12 protein-coding genes are annotated in these 12586 nt (G+C 71.3%); 6 read left to right on the top strand and 6 right to left on the bottom strand.

Annotated features, from left to right (window positions below):
- Nucleotides 1–23: 23 nt before the first annotated feature.
- The 5 genes from AC2YHB_RS23985 to AC2YHB_RS23965 all read right to left on the bottom strand — a co-directional run bounded on the left by AC2YHB_RS23985 (nucleotide 24) and on the right by AC2YHB_RS23965 (nucleotide 3404).
- Nucleotides 24–944: a hypothetical protein gene (locus AC2YHB_RS23985; RefSeq protein WP_179648134.1), complete on the bottom strand. Its 921-nt coding sequence runs from the start codon at nucleotides 942–944 to the stop codon at nucleotides 24–26.
- On the bottom strand, nucleotides 941–1369 hold the full coding sequence (locus AC2YHB_RS23980; RefSeq protein WP_179648133.1) for a DUF6114 domain-containing protein: 429 nt from the start codon (nucleotides 1367–1369) through the stop codon (nucleotides 941–943). The genes AC2YHB_RS23985 and AC2YHB_RS23980 overlap by 4 nt, the downstream gene beginning before the upstream one ends.
- The gene (locus AC2YHB_RS23975; protein WP_179648132.1) at nucleotides 1369–2184 is read right to left on the bottom strand and encodes a DUF6230 family protein; all 816 of its coding nucleotides are present in this window, start codon (nucleotides 2182–2184) and stop codon (nucleotides 1369–1371) included. The genes AC2YHB_RS23980 and AC2YHB_RS23975 overlap by 1 nt, the downstream gene beginning before the upstream one ends.
- Nucleotides 2181–2687, bottom strand: a complete 507-nt coding sequence (locus AC2YHB_RS23970) for a DUF6114 domain-containing protein (protein ID WP_179648131.1) — start codon at nucleotides 2685–2687, stop codon at nucleotides 2181–2183. The genes AC2YHB_RS23975 and AC2YHB_RS23970 overlap by 4 nt, the downstream gene beginning before the upstream one ends.
- Nucleotides 2688–2813: 126 nt before the next feature.
- Entirely contained in the window at nucleotides 2814–3404 is a 591-nt protein-coding gene (locus AC2YHB_RS23965) for a DUF6230 family protein (RefSeq protein ID WP_036548727.1), read from the bottom strand.
- A gap of 225 nt (nucleotides 3405–3629) precedes the next feature.
- Here AC2YHB_RS23965 and lepB point away from each other — a divergent pair, with 225 nt between their 5' ends.
- The 6 genes from lepB (at nucleotide 3630) to AC2YHB_RS23935 (ending at nucleotide 10842) form a co-directional block, all read left to right on the top strand.
- A complete protein-coding gene (lepB, locus tag AC2YHB_RS23960; RefSeq protein ID WP_487354745.1) occupies nucleotides 3630–4259 on the top strand; it encodes a signal peptidase I in 630 nt (209 codons plus the stop codon).
- A gap of 161 nt (nucleotides 4260–4420) precedes the next feature.
- Entirely contained in the window at nucleotides 4421–5755 is a 1335-nt protein-coding gene (locus AC2YHB_RS23955; protein ID WP_308645500.1) for a DUF445 domain-containing protein, read from the top strand.
- 76 nt (nucleotides 5756–5831) lie between these two features.
- Nucleotides 5832–6761, top strand: coding sequence for an Abi-alpha family protein (locus AC2YHB_RS23950; RefSeq protein ID WP_487354744.1), 930 nt, complete (start codon nucleotides 5832–5834; stop codon nucleotides 6759–6761).
- 111 nt (nucleotides 6762–6872) lie between these two features.
- On the top strand, nucleotides 6873–9464 hold the full coding sequence (clpB, locus tag AC2YHB_RS23945; protein ID WP_487354743.1) for an ATP-dependent chaperone ClpB: 2592 nt from the start codon (nucleotides 6873–6875) through the stop codon (nucleotides 9462–9464).
- A 151-nt stretch (nucleotides 9465–9615) separates the two neighbouring features.
- Nucleotides 9616–9738: a hypothetical protein gene (locus AC2YHB_RS23940; RefSeq protein ID WP_257026825.1), complete on the top strand. Its 123-nt coding sequence runs from the start codon at nucleotides 9616–9618 to the stop codon at nucleotides 9736–9738.
- Between the two features lie 72 nt (nucleotides 9739–9810).
- Nucleotides 9811–10842 (top strand): hypothetical protein, encoded by a 1032-nt coding sequence (locus AC2YHB_RS23935; RefSeq protein WP_487354742.1) that lies wholly within the window; start codon nucleotides 9811–9813, stop codon nucleotides 10840–10842.
- A 28-nt stretch (nucleotides 10843–10870) separates the two neighbouring features.
- On the opposite strand, the gene AC2YHB_RS23930 is transcribed toward AC2YHB_RS23935, so the two are convergent.
- Nucleotides 10871–12586 (bottom strand): hypothetical protein (locus AC2YHB_RS23930; protein WP_487354741.1); only part of this gene is annotated, 1716 nt, incomplete at its 5' end.

Below are 12586 nucleotides of genomic sequence, written 5' to 3'. Positions count from 1 at the left end.
GACGCCGGGCACTGTCGCCCCCATCAGCTCACCGAGATCGTGGTGTTCGGCAGCTGGATCGAGTTGAGCGGGTTGCCCGACCCGTCCACCGGCACCTGCGTGTAGGGGTCCGACGGGTTCTGCCGGTGCGTGACCAGGTAGTAGAAGTCGAGGTTCACCCCGAGCAGGGTGTAGTTCTCGCCGCCGCCGAGCCACTGCGCGAGGTCGCCGGCGAAGTCCGAGGCGCTGAGCTCGCAGGTGCCCCCGATGCCGAGGAAGCCGCCCCGCGCCGTACCGCCGACGAGACCGCAGGCCAGGTGGGTCGCCGTCGGCAGCTGCGCGACCGGCACCGTGAACGAGCTGTTCGCGGTCGCCAGGACCTCGGTCCACACGCCCGAGCCGCCGATCGTGATCGCCTGGTCGGGGTCGATGGTCAGCCGGTAGTTGCTGGCCGACTTCGGCGCGGGCGCGTCCCCGCTGTCGGCGTACAGCTGGATGTCGTTGGTGCCGGACGCCGGGCAGGCGGCGACGGGTGTCGTGTCGCCGGTGCAGAACTGCAGCCCGCTGAAGGCCACCTGGTAGAGGTCGGTGCGCGAGCCGGCGGCGGCGTAGTAGACGGTGTTCGGGAACTTCCGGCCGTACGCCGTGCGGATCTGCCCGATCGCGAGACCGGGGTCGGACGTGGTGACACTGCCCGACTGCAGGTGCCAGCGCACGCCCGCCAGGCAGGGGTGCATCCGGCCGGCCGCGTTGAAGTCGCCCGCGCCGTTGTCGAGCTGCACCTCCTGGCGCCGCTGCTGCGGGTCGGCGCTGCCCGGCTGGTCGCAGGCGAACGGCTGGTAGGCGCTGCTCCGGCCCTGCCCGAGCGCGCGGTCGCCGGTGCGCGGCAGCAGCACGGACGCGGTCGCGACCACGAGGATCGCGCCGAGGACGAGCCACCGCTGGCGGCGTACGGACAGGTTCACGACGCGCCGGGGGTGGCGACCGCGGCGGCGCGACGGCGTCCGCCACGGGAGCGTCGCGGTGCCTTCTCGCCCCACGCCCAGACCATCGAGCCGCCGAGGATCGCGAGCACCGAGCCGAGCAGGTAGCCGCCCAGGTTGGCCGCCACGAACGCCGCGAGCCCGAGCAGCACGGCGAGCACCCCGACGAGCGCGCGGTAGTGCGGCGCGAACCACGCGACCAGCCCGAAGAGCACCAGCGCGCCGCCGAGGATGTAGCCGGCGGAGTAGCTCCAGCCACCGCTCACCGCGAGGACGAACGTGAAGAACATCGAGCGCACGATCCACGCCCCGGCCGCGATGCACCACAGCCCGCCCCAGAACGGACGGGTACGACGGAAGGCCCGGAACCACGTCCGGGCCGACCGCAGGGCCTGCAGCGCGCCCATCAGCCGGCCGCCTGGCTCGGGCAGTCGGCCTGCGTCTTGTGGCCCTTGATGACCTTGATCTTCAGGTTCGGCAAGGTGATCGCCCCCTGCAGGTTGATGCCGTAGGTGTCGCCGCCGAGACCGCCGATGTTGATCCGGTCGACGGTCAGGCCGAAGTCGCCCGCCGCGGGCTGGGCCTGGCCGTTGGGCCACGCGATGCCGGCCGTGTCGTCGACGGTGTCGGCGCTCTGGCCGAGGTTCATGCCGCTGATGAGGTTGCCGAAGCCGTTGAGCGAGCGGGAGTTGAGGAACAGGTTGCTGGCGGTGATGTGGTTGCCGCCGGTGAGCAGCCCGTTGGCGTCGTAGGTCAGCGCGTTGCCGGCGCCGTCGGTCGTCGTGTTGGCGCCGTTGGTGAAGCTGCTGCGCACCGGCACGCCGGCGAGGATCATCAAGGTGACCTCCCCGACGACGGGGACGTCCTCGTGCGCGATCGCGCACAGGCCCGCCAGCTTGGCCGACCTGATCCCGAGCTCGGCGACGCCGTTGTCCTCGCCGGTCGAGCTGTCGTTGGTCGAGAGGAAGCCGGCGGCCTGCGCGCCCTGCAGGTAGTTCGAGTACAGCTGGAACTCCTGGTCGGCGGTCGTGAAGTTCACCGCCAGCACGCTGCTGCTGACCAGCTGGAACATCCCGATCAGTGCCGCGAGCCCGCCGGCGAGCGGCACCAGCGCTCGCCGGCGGGTGCCCTGCCGGACCTCGGCCCGCTCGACCATCGCCGACGAGCGCGCGGCCGCCGCCCGTCGTACCCGGTCGGGGAGGCGGTTGCGGCGGTCCGTCATCGCCGGGCCCGGCGCGCGTCGCGCTTCTCCTGGCGCCGCGCGTCACGCTCGGCGAAGCGCGCCAGCTGCTTGTCCGTGTACGGCGCCCACGCGAAGACGAGCCCCGCGCCGGTGATCCCGAGGACCATGCCGACCAGCCAGCCGCCGAGGTTGGCGAGGGGCAGCGAGGCGACGGCGAGCATCATCGCGACGATCGCCGGGAAGTGCCGCTGGGCCGGGACCACGAGCGCGATGCACGCGGCGGCGGCCATCCCGCCGGCGAGCAGCAGCGGGGTGATGCTGCGGACGCCGACGGTCGTGTAGAACTCGAAGGTCCCGCCGAGCAGCGGGCGGGCGATGAAGTAGGCGCCCGCGAGCAGGATCAGCGATCCCCAGAACGGGCGGGTACGACGGAAGCGGGTGAACCCGTGCCGCAGCCGGGTCGGCCGGCCGGCCGCGGGGGCCGGGGTGGTGACGTCGACGGCGACGTCGGAGGTGCCGGTGACGGCGGAGATGTCAGTCATGCGAGGGTCCTTGCGACAAGGCGGTGGCCTCGTGGGGGCGCGCCGGCGCGCCCCCACGAGGGAGTGCTGAGAGGACCGTCCGCTGATCAGGCGGTCGGTCGTGGCGTCGGCTGGATCAGGAGTTGATCAGTTGCCGAGCGCGACCGAGAGCGACAGGTTGTCGAGCGCGAGGCTCTCCAGCGTGATCGCGTAGGCGGTCGCGTTGACGTTCGGCAGGTCCGCCGAGGAGCTCGTCAGGGCGAAGCCGTCGGCGACGTAGCCGCTGTCGGTCGTGGTGTTGGCGAAGCCCGCCTCGGACTGCGCGACACCGATGGTGGTGCTGCCGAGCGTCGCACCGTTGGGGGTGTTCAGCGTCTTGGCGTTGAGGCCCACCGACCCGAGGGCGATGGTGGTGTCCGTCGAGGTGACCTCGAGGTGGGCACCGATGCCCAGCAGGGGCAGGGTCACGTCCGGGGTGACGACCTCGATGCCGCTGGCGTTGGTGTTCGACCCGGTCTCCGCGTAGAGCGTGGCCTGGTCGCCGCCTGCGACGTCGGCGGATCCCGTGCGGGCCTTGAGGCCGTCGCTGGTGATCCGGTCGCTGTTGAGCGTGAACCCGTCGGCCGACGACAGCACGGCGCCGACCATTCCCTGCAACATGGCGACGCCGAGGCCTGCGGTCAGCAGGGTGGCCGGCACCGTCACGGCTGCGAACCGACCCATGCGGGTGCGGCCCATACCGATTTCCTTCTTCACATTTCCCTCCCAAGGAAACACGTCCGCCGATCCCTCCCGAACCGGCGGTGGACGCTGGCCGCATCCCCATGTCCTTGGCCAAGCGTGACGGAGTGTGACACACAACACCGGTTGTGCGCGACAGTGAGTAACAGATTTTTCTCAGGTCTCGCCAGATCCTGCCGAGGGGGGCGCCGGCCACCCGGCCGATCACGTACCGTTCGCGCCGTGACTCATCGTGCCGAGGGCCGCAGGTGGCTGCGCACCGCGCTCGGCGTCGCCGCGCTGGTCGTCTTCTTCGCCGCGATGCTGGTCGTGATCGCGGTGCTCGCGTTCTCCGTGAAGGTGTCCGGGCACAGCATGGAGCCGACCCTCGCCGACGGCGACCGCCTCGTCGTGAACCCCTTCGGCAAGGACGACGTGGCTCGTTTCGACATCGTCGAGAGCACCCTCGGCGACCGCGAGATCCCTGTCGTGAAGCGGGTGATCGGCATGCCGGGCGACCAGGTCCAGGCGAGCGCCGCGGGCGACCCGCCCGTCGTACGGATCAAGCCGGCGGGGGAGGACACGGTGTACGTCGTCGACAACCCGGCCTGGTCCGGTCGCGTCGGCGAGAAGGTCGAGCCCTGCTGCGCCGACGACGGTACGACGCTGCCGCGCGGCAAGGAGCCGGCCTGGGTCACCGTGCCGGACGGGCAGTTCTGGCTGCTCGGCGACAACTGGGGCGGGTCGGACGACTCGCGCACCTTCGGCTTCGTCGAGCAGGACCAGGTCACCGCGCGGATCTCCTTCCGGGTCCAGCCCTTCGGCGACTTCGGCCCGGTGGCCGACGACGTGCGGCTCGTGGCCGAGGACTGAGCCGCCGAGCCGCTGGGCACACGGTGTCGCAGTTCCTGCGACACCGTGACCTGAGATCCCTGTGCCATTCGCCACAACAGGCACTAACCTCAGGCCGTCGAGACCGTTTGACGGAATGGGGCTCACCAGGCTCAGCGGGACTCGGAGGACGAGAGGTGCGCGTGGACGCAGTGCTGGACGGGCTTGCCGACTGGGCCCACCACGTCAACTGGATCTACTTCGTCTCGATCCCGATCTTCACCGGTGTCATCGGCTGGCTCATCAACTGGTCGGGCCTGTGGATGCTCTTCAAGCCGATCAACTTCCACGGCTTCCGGGTGCCCGGCCTCAGGGAGATCGCCGGCATCATGCCGCGCAAGGTCCAGGAGATCCCGGGCCTGATGGAGGGCGGCGTCGGCTGGCAGGGCATCGTCCCGGCGCGCGCCGCCAAGATGGGCAGCATCGCCGTCGACAAGGTGATCGCGAAGCTCGGCACGCCGGCGGAGTTCTACGCCCAGCTCGAGCCGGACCAGATCGCCGAGCACATCGTCAACGTGTTCCGTCCCGACCTGCCGCAGCTGGTCCACGACGTGATGATGCGCGAGCACCCGCGGCTGTGGCGGGACCTGCCGAAGCCCGTCCGCCAGGCCGTCATCGACCGGGTCCAGGCCCAGCTGCCGGGGGTGGTCAAGACGATCACCGACGAGATCGGCGTGCACATCAACCAGCTGCTCGACCCGAAGATCATGGTCATCGACCACTTCCGCAAGAACCCCGAGCTCGTCGTCCGGGTGTTCAAGGACGTCGGCCAGCGCGAGCTCAACCTGATGGTCGCCTTCGGCTTCATCTTCGGCTTCCTGCTGGGCATCCCGGTGGCGATCATCGACGTGACCTTCGAGATCTGGTGGCTGCTGCCGATCCTCGGCGTCTTCGTCGGGTGGACCACCAACCTGCTGGGCATGTGGCTGATCTTCGACCCGCCGGAGGAGAAGCGGATCCTCGGCATCAAGGTGCAGGGCCTGTTCCTGCGCCGCCAGGACGAGTGCGCCGAGGTCTACGCGCGGATCATCGCCGACGACGTCATCACGCTCGAGCGCATCGGCGACTTCCTCATGGACGGACCGCGGGGCGACCGGACCCGCCAGATGATCGCGACCGCCATGCGGCCCGCGATCGACAAGGCGGCCGGGCCGCTGCGCGGCGCGGTCAACGTCGCGATGGGCGGCCGGCGCTACGACAGCATCAAGGACTCCTTCGCGATGGAGGCGGTCGGGCGCACGATCACGCCGTTCCGCGACGCGGACTTCAGCAAGCAGCAGTCGGAGAAGATCCGGGTCCTGATCGCGCGGCGCACCAAGGAGCTCCCGCCGAAGGACTTCGTGGAGATGATGCGCTCGGCCATCAAGGAGGACGAGTGGATGCTCTACCTCCACGGCGCCGTGATGGGCGCCGCCGGCGGCTTCCTGCACGTCGGGCTGTTCGTCTGGCACTGGATCCCCGGCCTGCCGGGCCACTGATGCCGGCGGCGGGGGCAGTGTGACGAGCCAGACGCGGAGCGGACCGGCGGACCGGTCGTTGATGGAGGATGTGAGCGTGGCCAAGGACAACACCACCGACGCGGGCCTGGACGACGAGGGCCTGCCGCGGCTGCCCGCGCTGAGCGGTCCTGCCGTCGCGGAGTCGCTGCCGGGCCTGGCCCGCGTGGCCGGCTCAGCGGCGCTGCACACGGCCGGTTGGGGCGTGCGCCTGACGACCCGCAACTGGATGCGCGTCGGCAAGGCGGTGACCAGTCGCGACGAGGCGGCCTCGCTCATCCGCGACGTCGGCAACTACGTCAACGCCCTCGGCGAGGTCGCCCGCCAGGTCTCCGGCGGCGTGCCGGTGGCCACCGCGCTGACCCGGGCCGGCGAGTCGCTCGGCGGCGCCGGCTCCCGTCCGGCCGCCACGTCGTCGCCGGTCGTCGACGGCCATGTCGTCGCCAACCGGCCGCAGACCCTGCGCGAGCGCGGCAACGAGCTGCTCGAGAAGTCCCGTGACGTCTGGAGCCAGGACGACCGGCACCCCGCGTTCGACCGCATCCTCGACGAGCTCGCCCCCGACGAGGCGCGGATCCTGGTGATGCTCCTGCGCAACGGCCCGCAGCCGAGCGTCGACATCCGCACCGGCGGCCCGATCGGCATGGTCAGCAGCCAGCTCGTGGCGCCCGGGCTGAACATGGTCGGGCCCCGGGCCGGCCTGCGCTACCTGGAGCAGGTGCCGTCGTACCTGAACAACCTCTTCCGGCTCGGCCTGGTGTGGTTCTCCCGCGAGGCGGTGCACGACCACCTCGAGTACCAGGTGCTCGAGGCGCAGCCCGACGTGCTGGCCGCCCTGCACTCGGTCAAGTTCGCCAAGGTCGTGCGCCGCAGCATCCACCTGACCCCCTTCGGCGAGGAGTTCTGCAAGCTCGCGCTGGTCGACGAGGAGACGGCGTCGAGCGACGACCTGCCCGAGCACGAGGCACCGCCGGACGTCGACGCCTGATCCGAAATTCTCAAAGTTGAGTGGAACAGACTCAACTTTAGGGACGTTGGGCCTAGTGACCGGTCGGAGAAATCCGGCCACGATGGAGCCACTGACCCAAGGAGACGCCGTATGTCCCAGTTCGGGGCCGACAAGTTCACCACGCGTGCGCGCGAGGCGATCGAGGCCGCCCAGCTCGCCGCCACCACGGCGGGCAACACCACCGTCGAGCCGGTCCACCTGCTCGTCGCCCTGCTCCTCCAGGAGGAGGGCACCGCCGCCAACCTGATCGCCAAGGCCGGCGTCGATGTCACCGCGGTCGTCCACGCGGCGTCCGCCGCCCGCGACGCACTGCCGCGCGCCAGCGGCGCCACGGTGCAGCAGCCCGCGGGATCCGCGGCGCTGACCCGCGTGCTCGCGTCCGCGCTCGACCTCGCCGCGTCCATGAAGGACGACTACGTCGCGACCGAGCACCTGCTCATCGCGCTGGCGACCGTCGAGTCGTCGGCCCGTCAGGTGCTGACCGACGCCGGCCTGTCCGCCGACGCCCTGCGTGACGCCCTCACCGCCGTCCGCGGCAACCGTCGCGTCACCTCGCAGGACGCCGAGTCGACGTACGAGGCGCTCGAGAAGTACTCCGTCGACCTCACCGCCGCCGCGGAGGAGGGCAAGCTCGACCCGGTGATCGGTCGCGACCAGGAGATCCGTCGCGTCATCCAGGTGCTGAGCCGGCGGACCAAGAACAACCCCGTCCTCATCGGCGAGCCCGGCGTCGGCAAGACCGCCGTCGTCGAGGGCCTCGCGCAGCGCGTCGTCGCGGGCGACGTCCCCGACAGCCTCAAGCACAAGCGCGTGCTCAGCCTCGACCTCATGGGCATGGTCGCCGGCGCGAAGTACCGCGGCGAGTTCGAGGAGCGGCTCAAGGCCGTCCTCGACGAGATCCGCCAGTCCGAGGGCCAGGTCATCACGTTCATCGACGAGCTGCACACGGTCGTCGGCGCGGGCGCCGGCGGCGACAGCCAGATGGACGCCGGCAACATGCTCAAGCCGATGCTCGCCCGCGGTGAGCTGCACATGATCGGTGCCACCACGCTCGACGAGTACCGCGAGTCGATCGAGAAGGACCCCGCGCTGGAGCGCCGCTTCCAGCAGGTCTTCGTCGGCGAGCCGTCGGTCGAGGACACCATCCAGATCCTGCGCGGCATCCAGGAGAAGTACGAGGCGCACCACGGTGTACGCATCACCGACGCCGCGCTCGTCGCCGCCGCCACGCTCTCGGACCGCTACATCACCGGCCGGCAGCTGCCGGACAAGGCCATCGACCTCGTCGACGAGGCCGCGTCCCGGCTGCGGATGGAGATCGAGTCCTCCCCGGAGGAGATCGACCAGCTCCGTCGCCAGGTCGACCGGCTCAAGATGGAGGAGTTCGCGCTCGCCAAGGAGAGCGACGACGCGTCCCGCGAGCGGCTGGAGGCGCTGCGCGCCGACCTCGCCGACAAGGAGGAGGAGCTGCGCGGGCTCGAGGTCCGCTGGGAGCGCGAGAAGTCCGAGCTCGAGGGTGAGGGCGCCCTGCGCCGCCAGCTCGACCAGCTGCGGATCGAGGCCGACAAGCTGACCCGCGAGGGCAACCTCGCCGGCGCCAGCGAGATCCTCTACGGCCAGATCCCCGTGCTCGAGCAGCAGATCAAGGCCGTCGAGGCCGTCGAGGACGCCGAGACGCCGGACGAGAAGCTGGTCGGCGAGGAGGTCGGCGCGACCCAGATCGCGGAGGTCGTCGAGGCCTGGACCGGCATCCCCACCGGCCGGCTGCTGCAGGGCGAGACCGCCAAGCTGCTGGAAATGGAGCAGGTCATCGGGGCCCGCCTGATCGGGCAGCAGGAGGCCGTGCGCGCGGTGTCCGACGCCGTACGACGGGCGCGGGCCGGGATCTCCGACCCCAACCGGCCGACCGGCTCGTTCCTCTTCCTCGGCCCGACGGGTGTCGGCAAGACCGAGCTCGCCAAGTCGCTCGCGGACTTCCTCTTCGACGACGAGCGGGCGATCGTCCGCATCGACATGAGCGAGTACGCCGAGAAGCACTCCGTCGCGCGGCTCGTCGGTGCCCCTCCGGGCTATGTCGGGTACGACGAGGGCGGCCAGCTCACCGAGGCGGTCCGCCGCCGCCCGTACTCCGTCGTGCTGCTCGACGAGGTCGAGAAGGCGCACCCCGAGGTCTTCGACATCCTGCTGCAGGTGCTCGACGACGGCCGGCTGACCGACGGCCAGGGCCGCACGGTCGACTTCCGCAACACGATCCTGATCCTCACCTCCAACCTGGGCTCGCAGTTCCTGGTCGACCCGACCATGGACCCGGAGGTGCAGAAGGAGGCGGTGCTGGGCGTCGTGCGGCAGTCGTTCAAGCCCGAGTTCCTCAACCGGCTCGACGAGATCGTCACCTTCGACGCGCTGACCAGGGACGACCTGGGCCACATCGTCGAGCTGCTGCTCCGGTCCCTGGAGTCGCGGCTCGCGGCCCGGCGGATCTCGCTCGAGGTCTCGCCGGACGCACGGGCCTGGCTGGCCGACACCGGCTACGACCCGGCCTACGGTGCCCGACCGCTGCGCCGGCTGATCCAGACCGCGATCGGTGACCCGCTCGCCCGGCTGCTGATCTCCGGCGAGGTCACCGACGGGGGCTCCGTGAAGGTCGAGCGGGGCGAGGACGGGCTGGTGCTCGCCGGCTGAGGTGGCGGGTCGTGAGGTGCAGGAATCCCCGGTCGACCGGGGATTCCTGCACTTGTCGGCCGTTGCAACACCTGACAAGTGCATGAATTGCCTGTCCGCCCACCTGCCGTGTCGCCCCGGCGACCGGCGGCGCCGGGCCTAGCCTTTCCCCATGGCTGACCTGACCGAGCCGTGCCCGAACTGCAGCACGATGATGCGCTGGGAGACCTCCCACGAGCGGTGCGACGGATGCGGCTACATCCGCCCCTGCTGCGAGGGCGCTCCCTGCCACTGAGCTGCCCTCGAGCCGAGCCGGACCGGCCGCCCGGCGCCCCCGAGGCGTGGTGCGGTCTGGTGGAATGGGGTCATGAGCGAGAAGCAGCCCCGACCGCCCCAGGCGACCTTCGCCGGGGTGCTGATCATCGGTGGCTCGCTGCTGCTGATCGCAGCCGCGTGGCAGCGGGTCTCGACCCTGCACACGCTCGAGGCCCAGCGCAGCATCGAGACCTGGCTCTCCACCAACAACCTCGAGGGCATGACCGTCGACGGCCTGGTGACCACGTTGCGGGTGCTGTGCATCGTCGGCGGTGGCGCCGCCGCCGCGTCGACGATCCTCGGCTTCCAGGTCTTCCAGCGCTCGCTCAGCGCCCGCATCGCCCTCGCGGTGCTGGCGCCGCTTCTCTTCCTCGGTGCCCTGGCGAGCAATGTCGTCGTCGCCGCGATGGCGGTCTTCGGCATCGGCCTGCTCTGGGCCCAGCCCACCCGGGACTGGTACGCCGGGCGTCCGTGGCTGCAGCCCTACCAGAACCGCCGCGCGGCCCGGGTCGCGGCGATGCGCTCCGGCAGCCCCACCCTGCCCGGGCCACAGGCTCCTCCGGTCGCGCCGGCCGATCCGTCCCAGGGTCCGCCGCCGGCCCCGCCGGTGCCGGGCTACCGGCTCCCCGCCCACCGGCCTGACGTCGTACGACGTCCGGGGGCGCTGCTGGCCGCGTGCATCCTCACCTGGGTGCTGTCCGCGCTCACGGTCGTCCTGATGACGCTGCTGGCGCTGGTCGTCGCCGCGGAGGGTGAGGAGTTCTTCGCCGAGCTGAAGAAGCAGGAGCCCGACCTGGTCGCCTCGAGCGGCATCACCGAGCAGCAGTTCGTCGCGTCCTTCCTCGTCATCGCGGCCGGGCTCGTGCTGTGGGCGATGGCGGCGCTGGTGCTCGCCGTCCTGGCCTTCACCGGCCAGAACTGGGCGCGGATCGCGCTGGCCGTGTCCGGCGTGTGCGCCACGATGCTCACCCTGGTGATGACGCTCAGCGGTCCGCCCCTGGTGGTCGTCGCGGGCGTGCTCGGCGTCGGCACGTGGCTGCTGCTGCGGCCCGAGGTCGTGGGCTGGTACCGGCACCGCCGCTGAGGCCGAGCCGGTCCGTCGCCTCAGGACCTCACTGCAGCGCCCACCGCCCGTTGCTGAAGCGGTAGCGGAAGGTCGTCTCGCCGCTGCCGTACCTGGCGATGCCGCTGTCGTAGATGAATGCCTGCCTCGTCACGACCACGTCCCCGTCGAGACGGGCGCTCACGATCTGGCGTGGCTCGTCGGCCTCGTCGGAGCTCCACAGCGGTGTGCCCACCAGCACCGGGTCGGGCCGGGACAGGTCCAGCGCGACGATGTCGTAGAGGATCGAGGACCGGCCGGCGCAGCACAGTGCCTGCGGCGACCCCGAGCACTGGAGCTGGACGATGGCGTCCGCAGTGCCGTCACCGGTGACGTCGGTGGTGCCGAGGAGCTTCACCTCGAAGATCGATGCGCCGCCGGACGTCGGATCGGTGGGATCGACGAACGCCTCGCCGACGCCGTCGACCAGCTGGATCGGCCTGACCTGGTTCCACCCGGTCGAGCTGCCGTCGCCGCAGGAGCCCGCCGGGATGGCGAGGTTCGCGATCTCCTTCTGCGTCGGCGGCCCTGCCTCCGTCTCCTCGGGCGTGCCGGGCTCGCCGACGGAGATCACCTGTCCGACTCCGCGGGCGACCCGCGTCCCGCCCGCGCGGGGCGCGCCGATCCACAGGTCGTTGCCGCTGCCGGACTCCCACGCGCCGAGCGCCCGGCCGTCGTGGGCGGTCGCCCGCCACGCGATCCCGATGTCGCGGTCGTCCCGCTCCCAGGAGTGGCTGACGAGCGGGTCGGCCGGCGAGCCGAGGTCGCCGATCGTCGTACGGTAGTAGCGGCTGGGCCCCGCGTCTGCCGCACAGCTCCCGCCGGGGCCGTAGGCCGCCAGCAGCTCCTCGCCGTCGAAGGCGACCGCGTTCAGGTCGCCCGGTGCCCCGCGGTACTGGTCCTGGCCGTCGGGTCCGGTGAACCGGCTCATCGCGAAGGGCCCGTCCGTGCCCGTGCGCTCGAGGTCCACCACGGTGATCGAGCCGTCGAGGCACCCGTCGCCGGGGTACTCCTTGTACGCGACGTAGCGACCGCTCGCTGAGGTCGCCGGCAGACCCGCCGACCCGATCCCGGTGTCCTCCGACGCGGTGATCTCGCCGCTGTCGAGGTCGACCCTGCTGAGGATCGAGCGGAAGTAGCCGTCCGCCTCGTCCCCGTCGGCCGGGAGCGTGACGAGCGCAGCATCGTCCTGCACGGACAGGATCGCGTCGACGTAGTGGGACTGCTCGCTGAGCCCGACGCCCGGCGGGTCCTGGATCGGCGTGGACCCGGTCCGCCGGATCCGGCCGTCGGCGACACGGAAGCGGTCGATGGTCGAGTCGACCGTGAGCGTCACGAAGGTGCCGTCGGGGGCGGCGGCGAGCGCGGTGCACCTGCAGTCGATCGAGGACTGTGCCGCCGGGTCGCTGCCCGACACGGCCGCGATCCGCCGGCCGTCGATCGCGACGACGGCGCGACCCTCGGCGTCGCTGGCCAGGTGGACTCCCCACGCCGGTCCACCGGTGGTGTGGTTGTAGCTGATGTCGGCGATGCGGACGGTGTTGCCATCGTTGGTGACGACCGATGCCGTCAGGTCGTCGGCCGTGTCCGCCGGGTTGGTCGTGTACGCCGCCACCAGCGCCGGGACGTACGGCGGCGGGGCGGCCGCCGGCTCGTCGTCGTCGAGGAGGACGACCGTCGCGGCGCCCGCACCGATCGTGGCCACCGCCGCCGCGGCGGCGATCAC

This window comes from Nocardioides sp. SRI_004, from assembly GCF_057586415.1.
This window is presented reverse-complemented; position numbering and strand designations above follow the sequence as displayed.